25 protein-coding genes and 1 other RNA gene are annotated in these 24849 nt (G+C 68.2%); 11 read left to right on the top strand and 15 right to left on the bottom strand.

Annotation, left to right across the window (positions count from 1 at the left end; all coding sequences use genetic code 11):
* Positions 1 to 49 precede the first annotated feature (49 nt).
* The 5 genes from bioB to bioC all read left to right on the top strand — a co-directional run bounded on the left by bioB (position 50) and on the right by bioC (position 5278).
* Entirely contained in the window at positions 50 to 1084 is a 1035-nt protein-coding gene (gene bioB / locus KHN93_RS02150) for a biotin synthase BioB (protein ID WP_047124578.1), read from the top strand.
* A gap of 97 nt (positions 1085 to 1181) precedes the next feature.
* Positions 1182 to 2387, top strand: a complete 1206-nt coding sequence (bioF, locus tag KHN93_RS02145) for an 8-amino-7-oxononanoate synthase (RefSeq protein ID WP_211921820.1) — start codon at positions 1182 to 1184, stop codon at positions 2385 to 2387.
* A gap of 236 nt (positions 2388 to 2623) precedes the next feature.
* Positions 2624 to 3385, top strand: a complete 762-nt coding sequence (gene bioH / locus KHN93_RS02140) for a pimeloyl-ACP methyl ester esterase BioH (RefSeq protein ID WP_211921818.1) — start codon at positions 2624 to 2626, stop codon at positions 3383 to 3385.
* A 43-nt stretch (positions 3386 to 3428) separates the two neighbouring features.
* Positions 3429 to 4211: an SDR family oxidoreductase gene (locus tag KHN93_RS02135; RefSeq protein ID WP_211921816.1), complete on the top strand. Its 783-nt coding sequence runs from the start codon at positions 3429 to 3431 to the stop codon at positions 4209 to 4211.
* A gap of 182 nt (positions 4212 to 4393) precedes the next feature.
* Positions 4394 to 5278: a malonyl-ACP O-methyltransferase BioC gene (gene bioC, locus KHN93_RS02130; protein WP_039517288.1), complete on the top strand. Its 885-nt coding sequence runs from the start codon at positions 4394 to 4396 to the stop codon at positions 5276 to 5278.
* A 169-nt stretch (positions 5279 to 5447) separates the two neighbouring features.
* Here the strand turns inward: bioC and KHN93_RS02125 are convergent.
* A non-coding RNA gene (locus KHN93_RS02125) (sX9 sRNA) lies at positions 5448 to 5523 on the bottom strand.
* Positions 5524 to 5623: 100 nt separating this feature from the next.
* Between KHN93_RS02125 and lpxO the strand changes: the two genes are divergently transcribed.
* Positions 5624 to 6529 (top strand): lipid A hydroxylase LpxO, encoded by a 906-nt coding sequence (gene lpxO, locus KHN93_RS02120; RefSeq protein WP_016903250.1) that lies wholly within the window; start codon positions 5624 to 5626, stop codon positions 6527 to 6529.
* Positions 6530 to 6735: 206 nt separating this feature from the next.
* Here lpxO and KHN93_RS02115 read toward each other — a convergent pair whose 3' ends face one another.
* The 3 genes from KHN93_RS02115 to KHN93_RS02105 all read right to left on the bottom strand — a co-directional run bounded on the left by KHN93_RS02115 (position 6736) and on the right by KHN93_RS02105 (position 8797).
* Positions 6736 to 7155 carry a nuclear transport factor 2 family protein gene (locus KHN93_RS02115; protein ID WP_039517295.1) on the bottom strand — a complete coding sequence of 140 codons (420 nt, stop codon included), beginning with the start codon at positions 7153 to 7155 and terminating at the stop codon, positions 6736 to 6738.
* Between the two features lie 80 nt (positions 7156 to 7235).
* Positions 7236 to 7853, bottom strand: coding sequence for a YdcF family protein (locus tag KHN93_RS02110; RefSeq protein ID WP_026064498.1), 618 nt, complete (start codon positions 7851 to 7853; stop codon positions 7236 to 7238).
* Positions 7838 to 8797, bottom strand: a complete 960-nt coding sequence (locus tag KHN93_RS02105) for a pyridoxal-phosphate dependent enzyme (protein WP_102583198.1) — start codon at positions 8795 to 8797, stop codon at positions 7838 to 7840. Before KHN93_RS02105 ends, KHN93_RS02110 begins: the two co-directional genes overlap by 16 nt.
* Positions 8798 to 8954: 157 nt before the next feature.
* On the opposite strand from KHN93_RS02105, the gene KHN93_RS02100 reads away from it, so the two are divergent.
* The 3 genes from KHN93_RS02100 (at position 8955) to KHN93_RS02090 (ending at position 12845) form a co-directional block, all read left to right on the top strand.
* Complete coding sequence (locus KHN93_RS02100; RefSeq protein ID WP_211921814.1) at positions 8955 to 9425, top strand: hypothetical protein; 471 nt, start codon at positions 8955 to 8957, stop codon at positions 9423 to 9425.
* Between the two features lie 581 nt (positions 9426 to 10006).
* Positions 10007 to 11911, top strand: coding sequence for a tRNA uridine-5-carboxymethylaminomethyl(34) synthesis enzyme MnmG (gene mnmG / locus KHN93_RS02095; protein ID WP_211921812.1), 1905 nt, complete (start codon positions 10007 to 10009; stop codon positions 11909 to 11911).
* Positions 11912 to 12134: 223 nt separating this feature from the next.
* On the top strand, positions 12135 to 12845 hold the full coding sequence (locus KHN93_RS02090) for a DUF2490 domain-containing protein (protein WP_052767959.1): 711 nt from the start codon (positions 12135 to 12137) through the stop codon (positions 12843 to 12845).
* A gap of 131 nt (positions 12846 to 12976) precedes the next feature.
* On the opposite strand, the gene KHN93_RS02085 is transcribed toward KHN93_RS02090, so the two are convergent.
* Complete coding sequence (locus KHN93_RS02085; protein WP_166772757.1) at positions 12977 to 13945, bottom strand: alpha/beta hydrolase; 969 nt, start codon at positions 13943 to 13945, stop codon at positions 12977 to 12979.
* Between the two features lie 43 nt (positions 13946 to 13988).
* Here KHN93_RS02085 and KHN93_RS02080 point away from each other — a divergent pair, with 43 nt between their 5' ends.
* Positions 13989 to 14276, top strand: coding sequence for a hypothetical protein (locus KHN93_RS02080; protein ID WP_211921810.1), 288 nt, complete (start codon positions 13989 to 13991; stop codon positions 14274 to 14276).
* Here the strand turns inward: KHN93_RS02080 and KHN93_RS02075 are convergent.
* Positions 14273 to 15133, bottom strand: coding sequence for a PA4780 family RIO1-like protein kinase (locus KHN93_RS02075; protein WP_039528778.1), 861 nt, complete (start codon positions 15131 to 15133; stop codon positions 14273 to 14275). The genes KHN93_RS02080 and KHN93_RS02075 overlap by 4 nt on opposite strands.
* Positions 15134 to 15280: 147 nt before the next feature.
* On the opposite strand from KHN93_RS02075, the gene KHN93_RS02070 reads away from it, so the two are divergent.
* Entirely contained in the window at positions 15281 to 16138 is an 858-nt protein-coding gene (locus KHN93_RS02070) for an IclR family transcriptional regulator domain-containing protein (protein ID WP_024938784.1), read from the top strand.
* Positions 16139 to 16154: 16 nt separating this feature from the next.
* Here KHN93_RS02070 and KHN93_RS02065 read toward each other — a convergent pair whose 3' ends face one another.
* From KHN93_RS02065 to KHN93_RS02025, 9 genes are all read right to left on the bottom strand, one after another.
* Complete coding sequence (locus KHN93_RS02065) at positions 16155 to 17081, bottom strand: alpha/beta hydrolase (RefSeq protein WP_211921808.1); 927 nt, start codon at positions 17079 to 17081, stop codon at positions 16155 to 16157.
* 267 nt (positions 17082 to 17348) lie between these two features.
* On the bottom strand, positions 17349 to 17753 hold the full coding sequence (gene pcaC, locus KHN93_RS02060) for a 4-carboxymuconolactone decarboxylase (RefSeq protein ID WP_211921806.1): 405 nt from the start codon (positions 17751 to 17753) through the stop codon (positions 17349 to 17351).
* A gap of 256 nt (positions 17754 to 18009) precedes the next feature.
* Positions 18010 to 18798, bottom strand: a complete 789-nt coding sequence (gene pcaD / locus KHN93_RS02055) for a 3-oxoadipate enol-lactonase (protein WP_104599627.1) — start codon at positions 18796 to 18798, stop codon at positions 18010 to 18012.
* A gap of 10 nt (positions 18799 to 18808) precedes the next feature.
* Complete coding sequence (locus tag KHN93_RS02050; RefSeq protein WP_104561336.1) at positions 18809 to 20161, bottom strand: 3-carboxy-cis,cis-muconate cycloisomerase; 1353 nt, start codon at positions 20159 to 20161, stop codon at positions 18809 to 18811.
* Positions 20162 to 20481: 320 nt separating this feature from the next.
* Positions 20482 to 21045 (bottom strand): protocatechuate 3,4-dioxygenase subunit alpha, encoded by a 564-nt coding sequence (gene pcaG / locus KHN93_RS02045; RefSeq protein ID WP_104561288.1) that lies wholly within the window; start codon positions 21043 to 21045, stop codon positions 20482 to 20484.
* Between the two features lie 4 nt (positions 21046 to 21049).
* Entirely contained in the window at positions 21050 to 21778 is a 729-nt protein-coding gene (gene pcaH, locus KHN93_RS02040; RefSeq protein WP_024938790.1) for a protocatechuate 3,4-dioxygenase subunit beta, read from the bottom strand.
* A gap of 80 nt (positions 21779 to 21858) precedes the next feature.
* Positions 21859 to 23067, bottom strand: coding sequence for a 3-oxoadipyl-CoA thiolase (pcaF, locus tag KHN93_RS02035; protein ID WP_104561290.1), 1209 nt, complete (start codon positions 23065 to 23067; stop codon positions 21859 to 21861).
* Positions 23064 to 23852, bottom strand: a complete 789-nt coding sequence (locus tag KHN93_RS02030) for a CoA-transferase subunit beta (RefSeq protein WP_039517333.1) — start codon at positions 23850 to 23852, stop codon at positions 23064 to 23066. The genes pcaF and KHN93_RS02030 overlap by 4 nt, the downstream gene beginning before the upstream one ends.
* The gene (locus KHN93_RS02025) at positions 23849 to 24712 is read right to left on the bottom strand and encodes a CoA transferase subunit A (RefSeq protein ID WP_104561292.1); all 864 of its coding nucleotides are present in this window, start codon (positions 24710 to 24712) and stop codon (positions 23849 to 23851) included. Before KHN93_RS02025 ends, KHN93_RS02030 begins: the two co-directional genes overlap by 4 nt.
* Between the last annotated feature and the right edge of the window lie 137 nt (positions 24713 to 24849).

Here is a 24849-nt window from a genome sequence, read left to right as displayed (position 1 = left end):
GCTCACCAGACTGCCTGGCTTCCAAGCCGCTGACTGTCAGGAAACCCCGATGTCTGTTGTCGTACGCCATGACTGGGATCGCAAAGAGCTGCAGGCGCTGTTCGATCTGCCGTTTCCGGAGCTGCTGCACCGCGCCGCCAGCGTGCATCGCGCCCATTTCGATCCGGCGCAGGTGCAGGTGTCCACATTGCTGTCGGTCAAGACCGGCGGCTGCCCGGAAGACTGCGCGTACTGCCCGCAGGCGCAGCGCTACGACACCGGCGTGACCGCGCAGAAGCTGATGGAGACCGAAGAGGTCGTCGCCAAGGCACGCCAGGCCAAGGCCGCCGGCGCCTCGCGCTTCTGCATGGGCGCGGCCTGGCGCTCGCCCAAGGAGCGCGACATCCCCAAGGTCGCGGCGATGATCCGCGAGGTCAAGGCAATGGGCCTGGAAACCTGCGCCACGCTCGGCATGCTCGACGCCGGCCAGGCACGCGCGCTCAAGGACGCCGGGCTGGACTACTACAACCACAATCTGGACACCGCGCCGGATTACTACGACTCGATCATCCACACCCGCCAGTATCAGGACCGCCTGAACACGCTGGAGCACGTGCGCGATGTCGGCCTGAAGACCTGCTGCGGCGGCATCGTCGGCATGGGCGAAACCCGTGAGCACCGCATCGGCCTGCTGCTGGCGCTGGCCACGCTGCCGGCGCATCCGGATTCGGTCCCGATCAACCAGCTGGTCCAGGTTGCCGGCACCCCGCTGCACGGCACCCAGCAACTGGACCCGTTCGAGTTCGTGCGCATGATCGCGGTCGCCCGCATCACGATGCCGCGTTCGATGGTGCGCCTGTCCGCCGGCCGCGAGGCGATGAGCGACGAACTGCAGGCGCTGTGCTTCCTGGCCGGTGCCAACTCGATCTTCTACGGCGAAAAACTGCTCACCACCGGCAACCCGGACACCGAACGCGACCAGGCCCTGTTCCAGCGCCTGGGTCTGCGCCCGATGCAGATCACCGTCGACGCCGCCGAGCACGACCACCCCGGCACCGTGCATGCGGAAATCACCCGCAGCACGGCCTGCGAGCACGCCGCCTAACCGCGAATCTAACGTCCGGCACCGGTCGTCGGTGCCGGCTGGGCGTGCCGGGCGCGGCAGGCTACGCTAACGCCCCCTTCTGCCGTTGAACGCCCCCATGGCCCGCCCCGATCTGCACGAACGGATTTCGTCGCTGCGCACCTTGCGTGTGGCCCAGGAACGGGTGCGGGTACGGCGGCTGGTGGGCCGTCGCGATGGCGTGCGGCTGGAAGTCGATGGCCGCTGGCTGACCGGTTTCTGCTCCAACGACTATCTGGGCCTGTCGCAGCAGTTCGAAGTGGTCGCCGCGTTGCAGGACGCCGCCGCGCGCGATGGTGCCGGCGCCACCGCCTCGCATCTGATCTGCGGCCACCACACCGCGCACGAAACGCTGGAGCGCGAGATCGCCGAGTGGCTCGGCTATCCGTCGGCGCTGCTGTTCGGCAGCGGCTTCATCGCCAACCTGGCGGTGCAGCAGGCCTTGCTCAGCGAGGACGACGATGTCTGCGTGCAGGACCGGCTCAACCACGCCAGCCTGCTCGATGCCACACGCCTGGCCGGCTGCCGGTTGCGCCGTTATCCGCACCTGGATGTGGAAGGCGCGATGCGTCAGCTCAAGGGCTCGCCCGAAGGCGCGGCGATGCTGGCCAGCGATGGCGTCTTCAGCATGGATGGCGATATCGCGCCGCTGCGTGCGTTGAGCCTGGTGGCACGCATGCAGCAGGCGTTGTTCTACGTCGACGACGCACACGGCGTGGGCGTGCTCGGCCCGCAGGGGCGCGGCTGCGTTGCCGATGCCGGACTGGGCGTGGCCGAAGTGCCGCTGCAGCTGGTGACCCTGGGCAAGGCGCTCGGCGGCTATGGCGCGGTGGTGGTCGGCGATGCAGCGCTGGTGCGCCATCTGGCCGAAACCGCGCGCCCCTACATCTACACCACCGCGTTGCCACCGGCGCAGGTCGCTGCGACGTTGGCAGCCGTGCGGCTGGCGCGTCGCGACGATTGGCGGCGCGCCAAGCTGGTCGAGTCGATTGGCAGTTTCCGCGATGGGGCACGCCGGCATGGCTTCGAGCTGATGGCCTCGGATACGCCGATCCAGCCCCTGCTATGCGGCGAAGAAGCCACGGTCATGGCGATGTCCGCCGCGCTGGAACAGGCCGGCTTCCTGGTCGGCGCGATCCGCCCGCCCACCGTGCCCGAAGGCAAGGCGCGTTTGCGTGTGACCCTGTCCGCGCTGCATACGCCGCAGCAGGTGCAGGCCTTGATCGAGGCCATCGTGCAGGCGCGCGACGTGGTCAGCCGGCAACCGCTGCGTGCGTCTGCCTGAGGGCGACGATCCAGACGATTGCGCAATAGCCGCGCGGCGGCGGCCGGTGCTCGACGTGGCAGTGTCCGCGTCGCTGATGTTGCCGGATCGCTGCTGTCGGTGCGGTCCTGCGCGTCCGCAACCGGCTTGGCGTGCCGCGCAGATCGGCTCCACGCGCAGCGCAGGCTGGCGCAAGACACCTTGCGCCGCACACGCCGACCCATGCGCCGGTCAGCGCCATCAGCGACAATCCCCGCATGCATATCGATGTCATCGGCCACGGGCCTGCGCTGGTTCTCCTGCACGGTTGGGCGTTGCACGGCGGCGTGTTCGCGCCATTGGTGGAACGCCTGGCCGCGCAGCATCAACTGCATCTGGTGGATCTGCCCGGGCACGGTTTCAGCCGCGACGACAGCACGCCGCTGGCGCTGCCGGACGTGGTTGCCGGCATCGCCGCCGCCACGCCGCCGGCGGTGTGGGTCGGCTGGTCGTTGGGCGGGCTGTTTGCGCTGCATGCCGCGGCTACCCAGCCCAAGGTACGCGGGCTGGCGATGATCGCGGCCACGCCGCGTTTCGTGCGTGGCCACGATTGGCCCGACGCCGTCGAGCGCGAGGTGTTCGTGCAATTCGGCCAGGACCTGGCGCGCGATTATCGCGGCACGCTGGAGCGGTTTCTGGCGCTGGATACGCTGGGCTCGGCGCATGCCCGCAGCGAGTTGCGCAGCCTGCGCGAGACGCTGGTGGCGCGTGGCGAACCGGCCGCCGAAGCACTGCAGCAAGGCCTGCAGCTGCTGGAACGCAGCGACCTGCGCCGTGCGCTGCCGCAACTCGCACGCCCCAGCCTGTGGATCGCCGGCCAGCGCGACCGGCTGGTACCGGCGGCCGGCATGCACGCCGCCGCCGCGCTGACGCCGCACGCGCAGGCACTGACCATCGCCGGTGGCGGGCACGCACCGTTTCTTGGCCATGCCGATCAGGTCGCCGAGGCGCTGCAACGCTTCGTTGCGTCCGTGCCATGAGCGGATCGTCGATCATGCGGCATCGCTGATCGAGGACACACACATGGATCTGGGAATCGCCGGGCGCTGGGCACTGGTCTGCGCCGCCAGCAAGGGCCTGGGGCTGGGCTGCGCACGCGCGCTGGCCAGCGAAGGCGTCAACGTGGTGATCGTCGCGCGCGGCCGCGCTGCCCTGGAGCAATCCGCCCAGGCATTGCGCGCACTGCCGGGCGCCGGCGAAGTGCGCAGCGTGGTGGCCGATATCACCACCCCGCAGGGACGCAGCGATGCGCTCGCCGCCTGCCCGCAGCTGGATATCCTCATCAACAATGCCGGTGGTCCACCGCCCGGCGATTTTCGCCAGTGGGAACGCGACGACTGGCTGCGCGCCCTGGACGCCAACATGCTGGCGCCGATCGAACTGATCCGCGCCAGCGTCGATGCGATGCGCGCGCGGCGCTTCGGCCGCATCGTCAACATCACCTCCAGTGCGGTGAAGGCGCCGATCGACATCCTGGGCCTGTCCAATGGCGCGCGCGCCGGCCTCACCGGCTTCGTCGCCGGGCTGGCGCGCAGCACGGTGGTCGACAACGTCACCATCAACAATCTGCTGCCCGGCCAGTTCGCCACCGACCGCCTGCGCGGCAACTTCGCGGCGATCGCGCAACAGCAAGGCAGCAGCGCCGAGGAGGTCGCCGAGCGCAAGCGTGCGGGCATTCCCGCCGCACGCTTCGGCGAGCCGGACGAATTCGGCGCGGCCTGCGCGTTCCTGTGCAGCGCGCAGGCCGGCTACATCACCGGGCAGAACCTGCTGATCGACGGCGGTAGCTATCCCGGCACGTTCTAGAGCGCCTCGGCCACGCGGCGAGTTGTGGCAACCGCCGCGGGCATCCGGTGGGTTTTCCGTTGAGCCCCTTGCCGCTCGCCGCGCAGCCACCGACGGACCGAACGTCTGCAGACTCGCCAGGCCGATGCCAGGCCATCCATCGATTCCCTCCGCCCCGGCCACAGGCGACAATAGCGCCGCTCATGAATAGTACTTTCGACCCCCGCCACGTCCGGCGCGCCTTTGCGCGTGCCGCCAGCAGCTATGCCGCCGCCGCCGCACTACAGCGCGAAGCCGAAGCGCGCCTGCTCGAATCGCTCGACTACCTGGGCGACCAGGTGCCCAAGGTGGTGCTGGATGTCGGCGCCGGCCCCGGCCACGCCAGCGGCGCGATCAAGAAGCGCTGGCCCAAGGCGCAGGTGATCGCGCTGGACCAGGCCATGCCGATGCTGCGCCAGGCGCGCAAGGCGGCGGGCTGGTGGAAGCCATTCGCGCAGGTCTGCGCCGATGCACGCGCCTTGCCGGTGGCCGACGGCAGCGTGGACGTGATCTTCAGCAACCTGTGCCTGCAGTGGGTGGAAGACCTGCCGGCGGTGTTCGCCGGTTTCCGTCGCGCGCTGCGGCCGGGCGGCTTGTTGCTGTGCTCCACCTTCGGCCCGGAGACGCTGATCGAGTTGCGCGAGGCCTTCGCCCAGGCCGACCCGGCCCCGCACGTCAGCCGCTTTCCCCCGATTGCCCAGTTCGGCGATGCCTTGCTGATGTCCGGCTTCCGCGACCCCGTGCTGGACCGCGACCTGTTCACGCTGACCTACAGCGACCTGCCCGCGCTGATGCGCGAGCTGCGCGCGATGGGCGCCACCAACGCACTCAGCAATCGCCGCGCCACCCTGACCGGACGCGGCCGTTTTGCCGCCGCCAGCGCCGCCTACGAGCCCTTGCGGCGGCCGGACGGCACCCTGCCCAGCTCCTGGGAAGTGATCTATGCCCACGCCTGGGCACCGGCGCCGGGCGCGCCCATCCGCGAGCAGGGACACGATGTCGCCAGCGTCCCGGTGGCCTCGATCCCGATCCGCCGCCGCATCGACTAGCGGCGGTGCAGATCGCCGGCAGCAACGCAGCCGTTGCCGGCGAGACACACAGTTTTGCGACGACACCAATGCTGACCTGTCAGGCTCGGTCGCGACACCCGGTAGAATTCAGCAGTCAATGGCCGCATGTTCCTGTTGCGGCTTGCCTTTTCGACGCCTCAACCGGCGTGGCTAGCAAAACGCAGCACGCAGCCGTCAGGTGGCTGCAGGCGGCGCGCAGGAATCTGCATGTACGCGTAGTACATGCCGGTTCCGAGCACCGGCAGCGCCCCGCCCGGCTGCTGCATTGTCGTTTTGATAGCCGCTCTTAGGTTTGCGGCCCCCGTCCCCCAATCGGCCTTCCCAATGTTGAAGTGGCTCATCATCGCGCTGTTCATCGCATCGGCGCTGTACATCCATTACCGCGGTCGCGTACGGCACCGGCTCAGCCGGCAGCTGCTGGACCATTCCACTTTCATGGCGCCGATCAACACGCTGATGTATCTGTGTTCGCGCGTGCCGACCACGCCGTTCATCGATCCCGGCAAGGAATTTCCGGAGCTGGCGCCGCTGCGCGCCAACTGGCCGCTGATCCGCGATGAAGCGGTGGCGCTGCAGCAGATGCAGAAGATCCGCGCTGCCGACGGCTACACCGACATCGGCTTCAACTCGTTCTTCCGCCGTGGCTGGAAGCGCTTCTATCTGAAGTGGTACGGCACCGCGCACCCGTCGGCGTCCGAACTGTGCCCGCAGACCACGGCGTTGCTGAAGTCCATCCCCACGGTCAAGGCCGCGATGTTCGCCGAGTTGCCGCCGGGCAGCGAACTGCGCCCGCACCGCGATCCGTTCGCCGGGTCCATGCGCCTGCACCTGGGGCTGGCCACGCCCAACGACGACCGCTGCTTCATCGATGTCGACGGGCAGCGCCATAGCTGGCGCGATGGCGAGTGGACGATGTTCGACGAGACCTACATCCACTACGCGCGCAACGACACCGACCAGGACCGCATCATCCTGTTCTGCGACATCGAGCGCCCGATGCGCTGGCGCTGGGCCGCGGCGGTGAACCGCTTCGTCGGCCGCAGCCTGCTCTCGGCCGGTGCCTCGCCCAATCAGGAAGGCGACAAGACCGGCGGCATCAACCGCGTGTTCCGCTATTTCTACGCCGCGCGCCTGAAGGCCAAGGCGCTGAAGGAACGCAACAACCCGCTGTACCAGACGCTCAAGTGGGGCATCTTCATCCTGGTGGTGGTCGGGATCGTGTTGCTGTAATCCCCGCCCATCCACGTAGGAGCGCACCCGGGCGCGACCGGCATTGCCGGTAACGCCCCATCGCGCGCAAGCGCGCTCCTACATAGGCACAGCTCCGGCCGCAACACCGCACCAATCACGTAGGAGCGCACCCGGGCGCGACCAGGCATTGCCGATAACGCCTTATCGCGCCCGGGTGCGCGCCTACGCCGTGGCGGTCGATGCGCTCAGCGCGAGACCTGCGCGATCCATTCCTGCAGGTTGTAGTAGTTGGTGACGCGGGTGATCTTGCCGTCGCGCACATCGAAGAACGCACCGCCCGGCAGCACATAGGTCTGCCCATTGGCTTCCGGCAGGCCTTCGTCGGTGGTGTGGTAGACCCCGTGCACCACGTACTCGGCACCGACCCGGGTGCCATCCTCGTTGGCGGTGATCACGATGTCGCGCAGCTGCTCGCGGTAGCTGTCGTTCATGCGCTGCAGGAAGGCGGCAAATTCCGCCCGGCCGATCTCGCGCGGCCCCTGGTTGAGGTCATGCGCGACGTCGTCGGCCAGGAACGCCAGCATGGCGTCCCAATCGCCGCGGTTGAATGCCGCGTAATAGGCCTGGACCAGGCCGGTGGCGTGTTGCCGATTGCGCTCGCTCATACTCGAACCTGCCGCTGGGAAAGCCGCATCATAGAGCGCGTTTTGCGCTTCAACACGCCTGCCCTGCGGCATACCCGGTGTCAGGCGCCCTGCACCACCAGATCGCGATGGAAGTAATAGACCTCCTGCAGCAGGAAGCGCCAACTGGTGTGGAAGCTGCGAAAGCGCGTGCTGGGCGTGGAAGAGGCCAGCGCGTCCACCCCCAGCTCATCGCTCAGCCGCAGCGCGCGCGCCATGTGCAACGGGTCGCTGACGATGATCGCCCGGTGCATGCCGTGCCGGTCCATCAGCGCGCGTGCCTGCTGCAGATTCTGCCGGGTGGTGCGCGAGACCGTCTCGATCACGATCGCCTCCGGCGGTACGCCGTGGCGTAGCGCATAGCGCCGCGCCACCTGCGACTCGGCAAAGCGCGCGCCGTTGCCGAAGCCGCCGGTGAACAGCAGCCGCGGCGCGTAGCCCTGCGCGTACAGGTCCAGCGCATGCCGGATGCGCTCTTCGAACACCGGCGAAGGGCGCGCGTCGTAGGCAGCCGCGCCCAGCACGATGATCACGTCGGCCGGCGCGGCCTGGTCGCGATCGCCGACCCAGACGATCCAGCCGGCCACGCCCACCAGCCAGATCAGCGTCAGCATGCACAGGCGCCAGCACCAGCCCCACAGACCGATCCCACGCGACCGCCTGCTCACGCCGCGGCCCACGGCAGCGCATCCAGATCGACGTTGCCGCCGGACAGGATCAGCCCGACCCGCCGCCCGGCAAAGCGCGCCGGGTCGGCCAGCACCGCTGCCAGCGCAATCGCCGAGGACGGCTCCACCACCTGTTTGAGCACCTGCCAGATCAGCCGCATCGCCTGCACCACCGCCGCATCGTCCACGGTGATCACCTGCGCGCCGGCGGCCTGCAGCACTGCGAAATTCGGCGCACCCAGGGTGCCGCGCAACCCGTCGCAGAGCGTGTCGGGCACGAAGTCGACCAGGCGCTCGCCGGCCGCCAGCGAACGCGCGGTATCGGCCGCACCGCTCGGCTCGGCCAGCACCAGCGCACAGCCGGGCGCCGATTGCAGCGCCAGCGCAGTGCCGGCGGCCAGCCCGCCGCCGCCGACCGGTGCCACCAGCACATCCAGCCCGCCGCTCTGCTGCAGCAGCTCCAGCGCGGCGGTGCCCTGCCCGGCGATCACCGCCGGGTCGGTATATGGATGCACCAACGTCGCGCCGCTGCCGGCCTGGACGTCGGCACACATCTGCTCGCGCGCGGCGATGGTGGGCGCACAGCGCCACAGCGTGGCGCCGTGGCGGGAAATATTGGCCAGCTTGGCGGCCACCGCGCCTTCGGGCACCACCACGTGGCAGCCGATCCCGCGCGTGCGCGCGGCAAGTGCGAGTGCGGCGCCGTGATTGCCGGACGAATGGGTGACCACCCCGCGCGCGGCCAGTTCCTCCGGCAATGACCACACCGCGTTGCAGGCACCACGGAACTTGAAAGCGCCGCTGCGCTGCAGGTGTTCGGCCTTGAAGAACAACTGCGCACCGCAGAGGGCATCCAGGCTGTGCGAGGTCAGCAGCGGAGTCGGCGCGCACTGCGGCGCGATGCGCGCAGCGGCTTGCAGGACGTCGGAATGGGCAAGAGGAACCGTCTCGATCATGCCTGCAAGATTAACGTATCGTCTCCGCCTTCACGGCTGTGCGCGCCTTGCCCGCGCATGCTGGATCGATGCAGAAGCACCACATTGCGGCACAGTTAAGGACCGATTCAATGCATCGGTTCGAAAGTGACACCATGGTTGCAGGAGGGCACCATCCATGAAATTCCGTCTGATCTTCGCGGCCGGGCTATTGGCTCTGGGCGGCTGCGCAACCTACGACTACACCGGTGCGGGGTCGGGCGGCTATTACCGCGGCGCGCCCGCGGTGCAGTACCGCTACCCGCCGGGCTACTCGCCGTATTTTTACGGCAACCCGTACGGCAACCCTTACGGCGCCGGGTCGATCGGGCTGTACGATTACCCGGTCTACCGCGGTGGCGGCTATTACTACCGCCCGAACGATCGACGCCCGCAGTACCGGCCACCACGTCCGAACGGTTCGTTCAACAATGGCCCGCGTCCGAACGGCCCCCGCCCCAACGGGCCGCGCCCGCAACAACCCAATCGTCCACCGGCGACCGGCGCTCCGCCGTCGCGGCCGCCGCCCCGCATCGGTGCGCCGCCGCGGGTGATCCGCGAGATTCAACGGCAGACCGCGCCACGCAACACGCGTGAGCAGATTCCCTGAGTTGCTGACTGCGACGTGGCCCACAAATGGTGATGTTGGGGGCTTGCGTTCAGCCGGCACTTGGTCGCAAGCTAGGTGCTCTGTGTGACCCGCCACGTCATTTTTTGACGTGGCCCGCCCCACTGACCGACTTATGTCGATGTCCGACAGGGAAATCTGGATCCCCCCTGTTCCGGCCCTGTCGGATATCGGCGCCTCCAACGCATAAAGCCCCGGCATGCCGGGGCTTTATGTTTTTGTCGTCTGGTCTGCTGTGCCGCACCCGCGGCTACCCGTGCGAGCAGGCTGGGCTGTACCGGCGTTGGGTCGCAGAAAAAAATAAGGGTCGGCAGTCCCCCGACTACCGACCCTTACGCTACCCCATCGCACGCGTGGCTGGCCCCTGTTCCAATTCCAGCCTTGCGCCCATGTCGCAATGCCACGACGGGTGCAGTAGGGATATCCGCACGGAACATGCCAACTTGAGGGTCAGTGTTCGATAATGTGATTTACATCACACTTTTACCCATCGAGTGACCTCGCTCGCCCTTCAGCCGATACTTTCGCGGCCGCCAACCTCCTTCTGCTCCTGGTCCACGCCCATGTCTGACTCCTTCTATCGCTACGACGTCATCGTGATTGGCGGCGGCCATGCCGGCACCGAGGCGGCGCTGGCCTCCGCGCGCGCCGGGGCGCGCACCTTGCTGCTGACCCACAACATCGAGACGGTGGGTGCGATGAGCTGCAACCCGGCCATCGGCGGGATCGGCAAGGGCCATCTGGTCAAGGAAATCGACGCGCTGGGCGGGGCGATGGCACGCGCGGCGGATCAGGCCGGCATCCAGTGGCGCACGCTCAATGCCTCCAAGGGGCCGGCGGTGCGCGCCACCCGCTGCCAGGCCGACCGCAATCTCTACCGCAACGCGATCCGCCGCATCGTCGAGGCGCAGCCCAACCTGACCGTGTTCCAGGCGGCGGTGGACGACCTGATCATCCACAACGGCGCCGCCGAAGCCGACAGCGTGCGCGGCGTGATCACCCAGACCGGGCTGCGCTTCGAAGCGCCCTCGGTGGTGCTGACCGCCGGCACCTTCCTGGCCGGCAAGATCCACGTCGGCGAGACCCAGTACGCGGCCGGACGCATGGGCGACCCGCCGGCCACCACGCTGGCCGCGCGTCTGCGCGAGCGGCCGTTCGCGATCGACCGGCTCAAGACCGGCACCCCGCCGCGCATCGACGGCCGCACGCTCGACTACAGCGTGATGGCCGAACAACCCGGCGACGATCCGCTGCCGGTGATGTCGTTCATGGGCCAGCTCGGCGATCACCCGCGCCAGGTCAGCTGCTGGATCACCCAGACCACTGAGCAGACCCACGACATCATCCGCAGTGCGCTGCATCGCTCGCCGCTGTATTCCGGGCAGATCGAAGGCATTGGCCCGCGTTACTGCCCGTCGATCGAGGACAAGGTGGTGCGCTTTGCCGAGAAGAGCAGCCACCAGATCTTCGTCGAGCCCGAAGGCCTGGAAGTGGCCGAGATCTATCCCAACGGCATCTCCACCTCGCTGCCGTTCGACGTGCAGCTGGCACTGGTGCGCTCGATCCACGGGTTTGCGCAGGCGCATATCACCCGCCCCGGCTACGCGATCGAATACGACTTCTTCGACCCGCGCGGGCTCAAGGCCTCGCTGGAAACCAAGGCGGTGGGCGGGCTGTTCTTCGCCGGGCAGATCAATGGCACCACCGGGTACGAGGAGGCCGCCGCACAGGGCCTGCTGGCCGGGCTCAATGCCGCGCGCCATGTACAGGGATTGCCGGCGTGGTCGCCGCGCCGCGACCAGGCCTACCTGGGCGTGCTGGTGGACGATCTGATCACCCACGGCACCACCGAGCCGTATCGCATGTTCACCAGCCGCGCCGAATACCGCCTGCAGCTGCGCGAGGACAACGCCGATGCGCGCCTGACCGGCGTCGGCCGCGCGATGGGCCTAGTCGACGATGCGCGCTGGGCGCGCTTCTCCGCCAAGCAGGAGGCGGTGCAGCGCGAAAGCGCGCGCTTGTCGGTGCTGTGGGCGACCCCGGGCAATGCGCTGGGCCGCGAAGTGGCCCAGACCCTGGGCGTGGCAGTGAGCCGCGAAACCAACGTGCTGGACCTGATCAAGCGCCCCGAACTCAACTACGCCACGCTGATGCGCGTGCCGACGCTGGGGCCAGGCGTGGACGATGCGCAGGTGGCCGAGCAGGTGGAGATCAGCGTCAAATACGCCGGTTACCTGGATCGCCAACGCGACGACATCGCACGCCAGCAACGCCACGAAACCACGCCGATTCCGGATGGATTCGATTACGCCAGCGTGCGCGGGCTGTCGATCGAAGTGCAGCAGAAACTTGAGCGCGTGCGCCCGCAAAGCATCGGCCAGGCGCAACGCATTGCCGGCATGACGCCGGCGGCGATCTCGCTGCTGCTGGTGCATCTGGAACGGGCGCGCCGCAGCCAGGTGGCGTAAGCGCTCGCGATCCGCTGGCAGGTCGGTCAATGCCGACCGCCTGTTCGAACGCGTGCGTTTTATACGCCGCACTTGCGTCGATGTTTGTCAGCGGATGTCACGGCGCGATGCCATGTCGCCGCAGGCGAAGCAACACGCCGGTATCGCCTCGGCGATGCCGGAAAGCGCGATGGAGGTCGCGAACGAGTTGGTATGCTCCGGCACCACTGACGACTTCCTGATCATGAACAGACTGCGCGCGCTGCTGACGGCCACCTACCGAATCGCCTGCCCCGCCCTGCTGCTGATGCTGGGCGGCACCTCGCAAGCGGCCGCGCAGACCGAGGAAGACGGACGTTACTGGCTGAGCGTGTATGCCCAGGGCAAGCTGCCGGTCGAAAACCTGTACTGGAGCATGGACGTGCATCCACGCTGGCGCGAAGAGGGCGAACAGTTCGACCAGTTGATCCTGCGCCCTGCGGTGTTTTACCGGTTCACTCCCAAGGCCAGTGTCTGGATGGGTTACGACACCATCATCAGCCACCCGGCCGGGCAATCCTCCAACCGCGAAAATCGCTGGTGGGGGCAGTTTCAATATCAGTTCGATCCGATTGCCAATATCACCATCACCAGTCGCACCCGCCTGGAGCAGCGTCACCGCGAAGGTTTCAGTGACGAAGGGTATCGGGTGCGCCAGATGATCAGGGCGGTCCGGCCCAGCGCATTGTCTCCGCAACTGTCGTGGGTGGCCTTCAACGAACTGTTCGTCAATCTCGACCAGACCGAGTGGGGCGCCCGACGCGGTCTCGACCAGAACCGCGTCTTCGTCGGCATCAACTGGAAGTTCAACGATATTGCCAATGTCGACGTCGGTTATCTGAATCAGTTCGTCAACACCAGTACGGTGGACCGCGAAAACCACGTGCTGATGACCACGTTCCGCTTCAACTTCTGAGCCTGCTGGTGGCTCGCAAGGCCTGCGCACTTGCGAGCCTGGATCGTCGTCTTTCCCTCGAGCGTTGAGCCACATGCGGGCATGGCTGCAGCGCTGCGGCAGCGCGCGCACGGCACGCCTGCCGCAGGCCCTTATGCGGCCCTGCGCTCGACGGCTGGCAGCAAGCGCTGGCGCAGCAGCAGCGCTGCCATCTCCAGCGTTTCGCCGGCGGCGCGCAGGACGCCGCCCATATTGATGAAGCCGTGGATCATGCCGGGAAAGCTGTGCAGGGTGACTTCCACGCCGGCGGCGCGCAGGCGTTCGGCATAGCTGCGCCCTTCGTCGTAGAGCATGTCGCGCTCGCCCACGATGACCAGTGCGGGTGCAACGCCGGCCACCTCTGGCACCAGCATCGGCGAGACGCGCCAGTCCTGTGCAATGGCGGGGTCGGGCAATAGATGGCGATTGAAGAAGCGCACTGCCTCTGTGGTCAGCGGCGGCAGGCCGGCGTTATGCGATCGCGACGGGTATTGGCCGTTGTCCTCGCGCGCATCGGTGAGCGGATACACCAGCACCTGGCAGCGCAACGCGATCCCGGCATCGCGCGCGGCCAGCGCCGCGACTGCGGCCATGGCGCCGCCGATGCTGTCGCCGGCCACGGCCAGGCGCTGCACATCGGCACCGACCGCATCGGGCTCGGCAACCAGCCAATGCAGGGCCGCAATCACGTCCTCCACGCCGGCCGGCGCGGGATGTTCCGGTGCAAGGCGATAGTCGACCGCCAGCAGCTGGCAGCCGGCGCGCGCCGCCAGTTGCCGGCAGACGTCGTCGTGGGAATCGAGGTCGCCCACCACACCGCCGCCGCCGTGCACGAACAGGCAGGTCGGGGCCGGACCGGCAGCCAGCCCGGACGGGCGATACAAACGCAGGCGCACCGGGCCGGCGGCGGTGCCGGCCTGCAGGTCGCGCACCTCGGCCATCTCCACACGCGAAAAGCCCAGCTGCGTGCCGAGTGCACGCATCATTGCGCGCGCGCCCTCGATCGGCAGGGTTTCCATCGGTGGTTGAGCGGCGTGTTGAAGCTGGGCAAACAGGCGCACGACATCGGGATCAAACGACATGGCGGACTCTCCAGGAGACGATGGCTGAGCCTGCCAGATACTTATGATCAATCACCATTCAACGCCATCAATTATTTCAATGGCGGTACCGGAGATGCGCGGCAGTACCGCAAAAACCCCCGTGCTGCCGATGCATGCGCCTGCCATGGCGATGCCTGGCGAACAATCGCGCCATCAGCATCCGTTGGTTTTTTGCTGCACTGCATCGTGGCTGCGCGCCTGCCTCGGCGCGCCCCTGCTTGATCACCCTGAGCGGTGCATTGCGGCCGCGCGCCAGCTGCGCCGCTGCTGCTGTGACGCCGCATCGCGCGCGAACGCAACAGCGCTCTAGTCGTCGTCCTCGGCAGCGGCCTCGCGGCCCTGCTGACGGATGAGGTTTTCCTGGCGTGCGTCCTCGATCGAGGCGCGGATGGCACGCACGTCGGCGCGCCGGGTGTCGAACTTGAAGCGGCCGGTCAGCACGCTGTCCGGGCGCAGCTCGCCCTTTTCGAACAGCGCCCACATCTCTTCGCCGTAATGCGTATCCAGCAACTCCGGGGCGAAGCGGCCGAGGCAGTCGCGCAGGTTGTGCACATCGCGCAGCAGCATGTCGCGTGCAGCATTGTTGCCGGCAGCACTGACCACCTGCGGAAAGTCGATCAACACCGGGCCCTCGGGCGAGACCAGCACGTTGTATTCGGACAGGTCGCCGTGCACCAGGCCCAGCGACAGCATCTTGACCACATCGCCGATCAGGCTGGTGTGGAAGCTGCGCGCCTGCTCCGGCTCCAGGTCCACTTCGCCCAGCCGTGGTGCGCTATGGCCGGCCTCGTCGGTGACCAGGTCCATCAGCAGCACGCCGTGGAAATAGCCGCGCGGCTTAGGCACGTGCACGCTGGCGTCCATCAGTTGATAGAGCACCTCGGCTTCGGTGTTCTTCCATGCGGTCTCGGCTTCGCGCCGGCCGAACTTGGTGGCCTTGCCCATCGCGCGCGCCTGGCGGCTGCCACGCACCTTGCGGCCTTCCTGATATTGCACGCGCGCCTGGAAACTGCGTTGCGCCATGTCCTTGTAGACCTTGGCGCACAGGATGTCGGCGCCCGTACTGACCACATAGACGGATGCTTCCTTGCCGCTCTTCAGTGGTCGCAACACTTCGTCGATGATGCCGTCGTCGATCAGCGGTTGCAGGCCCTTGGGGGTTTTCATGGACTAAGGAGACCGATCCGAAACAAACCAGCAACGATTATGCGGCAACCAGGGTGAAGCGCTTACATGTCCAGGCGCAAGCTGCGACCGGGGGCATGTATCGGCGTGAGCGCTTACCATGCACGGACCCGTCCAAGCTGCGATCCGATGCCCGAGCCTGCCTCCAGCCGCCGCAAACCCACCACCACCGTGGCCACCGCCGGGAGCGAACGCGGCCTGCCGCATGAGTTGATGCAGCAGATCGCCGCCGCCCAGGGCGACCCGGACTTCATGACCTCGCTGGGCCGCGGGCTGGTGGTGCTGAGCGTGTTCGCCCAGCACGCGCGCGAGGTGACGATGTCGCAGATCAGCCTGGAAACCGGCATCTCGCGCGCGGCGGTGCGCCGGGTGCTGCATACCCTGGCCAGGCTGGGCTATGTCGGCGAGCAGGGCCGCGGCTACGTGCTGCTGCCGCGCGTGCTGGGGATCGGCGGTGCGTATGCGGCATCTTCGTCGATGACCGCGGCGGCGCAGCCGGTGCTGGACGGGCTGCGCGACCAGTTGCACGAATCCTGCTCGCTGGGCGTGCTGGATGGCGACGACCTGCTGTACGTGGCGCGCGCCGAGACGGTGCGCATCATGTCGATCGGGCTGCGCCCGGGCACACGCCTGCCGGCCTACTGCACCTCGATGGGCCGCGTCCTGTTGGCCGCCCTGCCCGGCGACACCTTACAGGCGTACCTGGAGCGCACCACACTGCGCCCGCGTACCGACCGCACCGTGACCCAGGCATCTGCACTGCTGGAAGTGCTGGCGCGCACGCGCCGCGAAGGCATGTGCCTGACCGACCAGGAACTGGAAATCGGCCTGCGCTCGATCGCGGTGCCGGTGCGCAACCTGCGCGGCGAGGTGATCGCCGCGCTCAACATCGGCGCCCAGGCCGGGCGCGTGAGCCTGCAGACGATGCAGACGCTGCTGGAGCCGTTGAAGCAGGCGGCGCAGCGGCTGGGTGCGTTGTTGAGTTAGTCGCCGGCGGGCGCGCTCAGCGCGGCCGGCGCAGGAAGCTCACCACCGCATCCATCCAGGCGGCATGGGTGTCCTCGACATGCGCCACGTGATCGGCGTGCGGCAGCGTGACCCAGCTGCGGTCTTCGCTGCGCAGACGTGCGTACAGGTGCGCGTTGTCCGCCTGGGTCGCGATGGGATCGTCGACGCCACGCAGCAGCAAGACCGGCAGCGTGGTCACTTGCTCCGGCTGGAAGGCGAACTGCTCCATCGCGCGCCAGTCGGTGCGCACCGGGTCGGCCGATACCGCCTGCGCCACATAGGCCGCACGCACGCCGGGCGGTGCGGCGTTGGCGGTGATGAAGTCCTCGCCGGCCGCCGCGGCCGTGGTGCGCGCACGCAGTGGCTGTGCCGGCGCCGGGGTGGTGTCGGGCGCTGCGTCGACATCGTCGGGGAAGCCGTACAGCACCAGCGCCGACACCGCCTGCGGATGTTGCTGGGCGATCAGCAGCGCCACCCGCGCGCCATTGGAATAACCGAGCAGCGCCGGCGGCGGCAGCTGCGGGTGCTGGCGGGCAACCCAGCTCAGCACCGCATCGACATCGGCCACGGCGCGCGCGGGCGTGTTCCAGCCGCTGCGATCGCGCGCACTGCCGCCATAGCCGCGCAGATCGACCGCGTAGGCGGCGTAGCCGGCCTGCGCCAATGCCGCCAGCACCGAGCGCGCATCACGCGGCTCGTCGGGAACCTGCAGATCGAAATTGGGCAACGCACTCCAGGTGCGCCCATGCACCAGCAGGATCGTGCCGCGCGGCTGCGCGGGGACGCGCGACCACACCGCCAGCGTCTGGCCATCGTCGGTGCGCACCTGCGCCAGCTCGGTCCCGGGCCCGGGATGCGGTTGTGCGTGCAGCCCGGATGCAGTGAGCAGCAGCAAAAGCAAACACATGGTACGCAGCAGCATCGGCAACCTCATGGGGAATGTCCTGTGCGAACGGAAGCGGTGGTCCATTGCGGTACGTGCATCATCCCGTCGTCGATGGGTGATGTCATCAGCGGTGATGTGCATACGGGACGGCCAGGGTGCAACGCAGTGCGCGCGCTGGCACGCCACCATGCCCGGCGTGCCATCAGTGCAGGCCAGGGACACAGCCAACCTAACCGGTCGCATTGCCCGCCGCATGCCGCGCAAACGCAGCGTGCCTGCTGCACTCACGCGTCGCCGTGGTCGTCAGCCTTCGCGCACCGGCTCTTCTTCGCCGGCCTGCTCCTCAAGGATGGGCTTGGCCAGCGCGAAGGCATGGTTGGCGGCAGGCACGCCGCAATAGACCGCGGCCTGCAGCAGGACTTCCTTGATCTGCTCGGGCGTGACGCCATTGTTGCGCGCGGCGCGCACGTGCAGCTTGAACTCCTCGTCGTGGCCCAGCGCCACCATCATCGCCAGGGTCAGCAGCGAGCGGGTGTGCGCGGGCAGGCCATCGCGGGTCCAGATGGTGCCCCAGGCGTAGCGGGTGATCAGCGTCTGGAACTCGTCGGTGAACTCGGTGCGTGCAGCCAGCGAGCGCTCGACATGCGCATCGCCCAGGACGCGTCGGCGCTCGCGCAAGCCTGTCTGGTAACGCTCGTCTTCGTGCATCGGAATCTCTCCTGCGTGGGAATGAGGAATGGGAATGGGGAATGGGGTGCTGACGGCTGCTGCAGGTCAGCTGTGGCCGTAGGGCAAGCGCTGACGTATCAGGTGCATTGGTTGCGATTGACGTCGCTGGCGACAGGCAGCCGGACGTGGTCAGCTGGGCGCAGATGCAACGCATGAGCGAGAATGCCGGGCGTCGTGCGTGCCGGATCGGGGTGACGGCTGCACGCGTCCGGCAGCTGCCTGGCCGGGCGGAGGGTCACACGTGGTCGGCCTGCAGAAAGCCCAGCACGCTGTGGTTGAACGCGGCCGGCGACTCCAGGTTGCAGATATGCCGGCCGGGCACCTGTGCGTAGTGGCCGTGCGGGGCGGCGTAGGCGATCTCGCGCAGATCGGCCGGCGGACAGACCGGGTCGTCGTCGCCGGCCAGTGCGAGCAGTGGCAGCTCCAGCGTGTCCAGCGCGCCGCGGAAATCGGCGTCGGCCACCGCCTGGCAGCAGGCGATATAGCCCTGCGGCGATGTCGACACGAAGGCGGCCACGATCATGTCCAGGCGCTGCGCATGGCTGAGCGCAAACGGCGGGGTGAACCAGCGCTGCAAGGTGGCATCGACCAGCCCCGGCAGGCCTTCGCTGCGCACCTGCTCGATGCGCGCGTTCCAGCTTTCGCTGCTGCCGATCTTCTGCGCGGTGGCGCACACCACCAGCCGGCGCAGGCGCTGCGGTGCATGCAGGCCCAGCCATTGCCCGGTGAGTCCGCCGATCGACAGGCCGCAGAAGTCGCTCTGCGCGATCTGCAACGCATCCCACAGCGCCAGCACGTCCTGGCCGAGGTCGGCAACGCGGTATGGGCCGGGCGGCGTGTCCGAATCGCCATGGCCGCGGCGGTCGTAGCGCAGGATGCGGTAATGCGGCGCAAACGCGGCGATCTGCACGTCCCACATATGCAGGTCGGTGCCCAGCGAGTTGCAGAAGGTCAGCCAGGGGCGGCCTTCGGTACCGTCGAGGCGGTAGTGCAGGCGATGCGTGGGCAATTGGAGATAAGCCATCGGAGCACCGTCAGCGGGATGAAGAAGCGGCCAGCACGCGATCGATCCAGACCGAGGACATGCCGCGCCAGCTGTCCACATCGAACACCGCCTGCAGTTGCGCCTGCGTGAGTACCGCGCTCACCTGCGCGTCGTCGCCGAGCACCTCGCGTAGATGGCGCTGCTGCGCCTGGGCGCGTGCCACCGCCTGTTCGACCAGCGCATGCGCCTGTGGCTTGCCAAGCCGTGGTGCCAGCGCGAACACCGCTGCCTCGGCGTACAGCACGCCGCCATGGCTGTGCAGGTGCGCGCGCATGGCCTCGTGGTCCAGTTGCAGGTCGGCCAGGCAGCCTTGCATCTGCGCCAGGCTGCCGGCGGTCAGGCACACGATCTGCGGCAAGGTCTCCCATTCGGCATGCCATTGCCCGGCGGCGCGTTCATGCGGCTGCGCCATCGCGCTGAACAAGGTCGCCACCAGGCCGGGCACGCGGGTGGCAGCAGCAACCGCGGCGACGCTGGAGACCGGATTGCGCTTGTGCGGCATCGCCGAGGAACCGCCCTTGCCGGCTGCGGCCGGCTCGAACACTTCGCCGACTTCCGACTGCATCAGCAACACCACGTCGCCGCCGATCTTGCCCAGCGTGCCGGCCAGCAGGCCGAACGCACAGCCGACCTCGACGAGGCGATCGCGTGCGGTATGCCACGGCATCGCGGGCAACGGCAGCGCCAGCGTGGTTGCCAGCGCCTGGGCGACATCCAAACCGCGCTCCTGCAACGACGCCAACGTGCCGGCCGCGCCCCCGAACTGCAGCACCAGGCCATCGTGCTGCAGGGCCTGCAGGCGCTGGTGCGCGCGCTGCAGCGCATCCAGCCAGGCGGCGACCTTGAGCCCGAACGTGACCGGCACCGCCTGCTGCAGCAAGGTACGTCCGGGCAGGCCGGTGTTGCGTTCGCGCGCGGCCAGCGCAGCCAGCTCGGCGCACAGGCCCTGCAGGCGCGGCAGCAGCAGGTCGAGCGCGGCGCGCAGCTGCAGTACCGTGCCGGTGTCGATGACGTCCTGGCTGGTGGCGCCCCAGTGCACCCAGCGCGCGGCCTGCGCATCGTGGGCGGCCACGCGCGCGGTCAGCGCCTTGACCAATGGAATGGCGGGGTTGCCGGCAAGTGCGGTGGCCTGGGCCAGCGCGGCCAGATCGTAATGCTGCACATCGCATGCGGCCGCAATGGCCTGCGCGGCCTCGGCGGGAATCACGCCGCATTGCGCCTGCGCGCGGGCAAGCGCGGATTCAAAGTGCAGCATTGCCTGCACCCGCGCCGTGTCATCGAACAACGCGTCGCAGGCAGGCTCGCCAAACAGGGATCCCAACAAGGAAGACGTCGCAGTCATGCATGGCCTCGGGTGGCGTGCCGGCAGCATGGCACCGATGCGCAAGAGTGCCAACTGGCGTGCGCGTTGCTGGGTGGTGTGCACGCACGGTGGTCGGTGCAAGTCATGCGTGCTGCACGTTTGGACAAGGCGCGTGTCGCGGCGGGATCACGGCATCGCGCGCGGGTACCACGCGATCACGATGGATCACCGAGGGCAGCGCGCGCAGGCACCTGCCTGCCCGGCGCGCGGCGACAGCTGCGCAGCATCTGCACGCAGGTGCAGGTGTGCTGCTCGAACGGAGACAACCATGCATGGCACCCCGCGCACCGACGGCGCGATCAATAGTTGAAGAACACCGTTTCCGCATCGCCCTGCATATGGATGTCCCACACGTAATCGCTGCCACCGCGCGATTGCGCCAGCAGCGTGCTACGACGCTCGGCCGGCACCAGGGCCAGGATGGGGTCGCTGCCCAGCTGCGGATCGTCGGCGAAGTACAGCCGCGTCGACACGCCGCGCAACAGCCCGCGCATGAAGACCAGTACGCTCAGATGCGCTGCCTGCAGCTTGCCATCCGGCCCGGCGACCTGGCCCGGCTTGACGGTGCTGAAGGAAAAACGCCCCTGCGCGTCGGTCGGCACGCGGCCCCAGCCATCGAAACCGGGATCGTGCGCCTGGCAGCGCGCATCGGCGGCATGCGCATAGATGCCGGCCGCATCGGCCTGCCACAGCTCCAGCACTGCGTCGGCCACCGGGTTGCCGGCGCCATCGAACACGCAACCGCTGACCTGCACGTGCGTGCCCGCGGCCTGCGCAGGCGCGAGTTGCGCGCGATACAGCGGCTCCAGCCCGAGCCGGTAATACGGGCCAACGGTTTGCGACGGGGTGGTGTGCAGGCTCATCGATTCACTCCCAGACCGTCTGCTTGCGACCGCGCAACACGATGTCGAAGCGGTAGGCCAGCGCGTATTCGCTCACCGCGTTTTCCCAGTCGAAGCTGGACACCATGCGTTCGCGCGCCTGCGCATCGTCCACGCAGTTGTAGATCGGGTCGTGCGCCAGCAGCGGGTCGCCGGGGAAGTACATCTGGGTGATCAGCCGCTGCCCGATGCCATCGCCATGCAGCGAAAAATGGATATGCGCCGGCCGCCAGGCGTTGTAGTGATTGCGCCACGGATACGCGCCCGGCTTGATGGTCTTGAAGGCGTAGCGGCCGTGGTCGTCGGTGAGCACCTGGCCGGTGCCGCGGAAGTTGGGATCCAGCGGTGCGTCATGCCGGTCGCCGGCATGTTGATAGCGGCCGGCGGCATTGCATTGCCACACCTCGACCACGCTGTTGCGCACCGGCTTGCCGTTTTCGTCGAGCACGCGACCGGACACGATGATGCGCTCGCCCAATGGCTCGCCCGCAAAGCCGGCGGTGAGGTCGGCGGCATGCTCACCCAGGGTGAGCCGATTCAATTGCGGCCCGGTGACTTCCGACAGCGTGGCCGGGATATCGATGGGCGCACGCGTGGGGCCGCGCAATGCGGTGGATGCGTAGGGCAGATGCAGGTAGGCCGGCTGCGTGCCGATCCGCGGCCGGCGATAGCCGAGCAGCGGATCGATCGACGTGTCAGAGCTGGGGTCGCGCATGCGGGATCTCCATCGGTTGCGCTACGGCAGGATCAAAACGTGGGTGTGCGGTCACGGCAGCGGCAGTTGCAATCGGCGTACTACACGCGCTCGATCGCCAGCGCTACGCCCTGCCCGACCCCGATGCACATGCTGGCCAGCCCAAGCCGCCCGTTGCCCGCCTCCAGTTGCCGCAACAAGGTCAGCGCCAGCCGCGCACCGCTCATGCCCAGCGGATGACCCAGCGCGATGGCGCCGCCATTGGCGTTGACCTGCGCGGCATCGTCGGCCAGGCCGAACGCGCGCGTGCAGGCCAGCACCTGCGCGGCGAAGGCTTCATTGAACTCGATCGCATCGAACTGCTCGATGCGCAGGCCCAGGCGCGCCAGCAGGCGCTGCGTGGCCGGTACCGGGCCGATGCCCATGTAGGCCGGCTCCACACCCGCCGATGCGAAGCCGAGCACGCGTGCCCGCGGGGTCAGTCCATGCGCGTGCACGGCCTGCGCAGACGCCAGCAACAGGGCGGCAGCGCCATCGTTGAGACCGGCCGCATTGCCGGCCGTCACCGTGCCGGGCTGGCGGAACACCGGCTTGAGCTTGGCCAGCATCTCGGCGGTGGTGTTCGGGCGCGGATGCTCGTCGCGATCGACCGCGCTTGCTTCGCCCCCTTTGCGTGCGGCCACCGGCACCGGAGTGATTTCTGCATCGAAGAAACCGGCCGCCTGTGCGGCGGCGGCGCGCTGCTGGCTGCGCAGCGCAAACGCGTCCTGGTCATCGCGCGCGATGGCATGGCGCTGTGCCACGTTCTCCGCGGTCTCGCCCATCAGCTCCACGCCATAGGCGCCCTGCAGGCGCGGATTGATGAACCGCCAGCCCATGGTGGTGTCTTCCAGCTGTTGCGTGCGCGCGAACGCGCTCTCGGCCTTGCCCATGACCCAGGGCGCGCGGGTCATCGATTCGACCCCGCCGGCGATCGCCAGGCCCAGCTCGTCGGCGCGAATGCCGCGCGCCACCGTGCCGACCGCATCCAGCCCCGAGCCGCACAGGCGATTGAGCGTGCTGCCCGGCACCGAACTGGGCAGCCCCGCCAGCAACAGACTCATGCGCGCGACATTGCGATTGTCCTCGCCGGCCTGATTTGCGCAGCCCAGGTACACGTCGTCGATCAGCGCCGGCTCCAGTTGCGGATTGCGTGCCATCAACGCGGCAATCGGTATCGCGCCCAGGTCGTCGGCGCGCACGCCGGCCAGGGCGCCGCCGTAGCGGCCGATCGGCGTGCGGATGCCATCGATCAGATAGACCTCGCTCATGCCTCGGCTCCGGCTGCCTGCTTGCCATGCGCGGCGTCGGTGCGTGCCTGCAGCGCGCGCAGCGCCTGCAGTTCCGCAGCGCTGGGTGGGGTGGTCTGCGCCAGATCGGCAGCGAAGCGGATCGGCCAGCCGGTGGCCGCGCTCACCTGCTCGCGGGTGCTGCCGGGATGCAGCGCGGTGACGGTGAGTTCGCGGGTCACGGGATCGGGCTCCATCACGCACAGGTCGGTGACGACCACGGTGGGGCCGGCGCCGGGCAGGCCGGCACGCTGCCGCGCATCGCCACCGTCCAGATGCCCGACCGTGGTGATGAAGTCCAGCGCGGGCACGAAACTGCGTCTGGATTGGCGAATGATGATGAACACCTGTTTGGCGCTGGCCGCGATCTCCGGCGCGCCGCCCGCGCCGGGTAGCCGCGTCTTCGGCGCGTCGTACGGGCCGATCACCGTGGTGTTGAGGTTGGCATGGCGATCGATCTGCGCCGCGCCCAGGAAGCCCACGTCCACGCGCCCGCCCTGCAGCCAGTAGCGAAAGATTTCCGGCGTGGAGACCACGGTGTCGGCGGTTTCGGCCAGTTCGCCGTCGCCGATCGACAACGGCAGCACTTCCGGGCGCGCGCCGATCGGGCCGGATTCGTAGATCAGGGTGACATCCGGCGCATGCGTCAGCCGCGCCAGGTTGGCGGCGGTGGATGGCAGGCCGATGCCGACGAAGCACACCGCGCCATCGGGCAGGCGCCGTGCCGCCGCCACGGTCATCATTTCGTTGGTGCTGTAGTCGCTCATGCGGCCACCTGCAGCAGCGAGTGCGCGTACACGCGCTGGAACGCAGCAAAGTCCTCGGTGTCGAGAATGTGCGTCTGGATCCACGCCTGGAAGCGTGCACGGTCGCGCGCAATCGCATCCCAGGCCAGGTAGAAGCGGTTGTCGCGGGCGTAATAGCCGTGCGCGTACGACGGCGCCGCACCGCCGGGCACATGGCAGACCGCATCGACCACCCAGCGCGGCAGGATGCAGGCGTTGGGCGGCGCATCCAGCGTGTCGACGATCTCTTCCACCGTGACGATCACCTTGCGCGCCGCCAGCGCGGCTTCCTTCTGCACGCCCAGGATGCCCCACAGCAGCACATTGCCGCGGCGGTCGGCCTGCTGCGCATGGATGACGGTGACATCGGGCCTGACCGCCGGCGTGGTGGCCAGCGTCTCGCCGGTGTACGGGCATTGCAGGAACTTGATGCTGTCGTTGACGCGCGGCAGGTCCGAGCCGACATAGCCGCGCAGCACCGCGAACGGCAGGCCAGAGGCACCGGCCACATACGCGTTGGCCATGTCGGCATGGCTGTGTTCGCGGATCTGCAGCGGCTGCGGCCACGCATGTTCGACCGCATCGCGCAGCCGGTGCAGCGAGCCGACACCCGGATTGCCGCCCCAGGAAAACCGCAATGCCGACGCACAACCGGCGCCGATCAGCTGGTCGTAGATCAGGTCCGGGGTCATGCGCACCAGGTGCAGGTCGCGCTTACGCTGGCGGATCACCTCGTGGCCGGCCGCATGCGGAATCAGATGGGTGAAGCCTTCCATCGCCACGCAGTCGCCATCGGCGATCAGCTGGGACACCGCTTCTGAAAGGGGGACGATCTGGGCCATTGCTTCGGTCCTGCGCAGCGAGCGTGTGGTCACGTTAGGCGCAGCTGCACGGCCCGGTCAATGCGATTATCGGTGCATCAATTCGATAATCGCACAATTTCGGCGGGTGACCGACGCTCCAACATTGTCTCCGGTGT

Origin of the sequence: Xanthomonas arboricola pv. juglandis, assembly GCF_905367715.1 — a bacterium.
Lineage (GTDB): Bacteria > Pseudomonadota > Gammaproteobacteria > Xanthomonadales > Xanthomonadaceae > Xanthomonas > Xanthomonas arboricola.
Note: the sequence above shows the minus strand (reverse complement) of the source record. Positions and strands in the feature narration are given on the sequence as shown.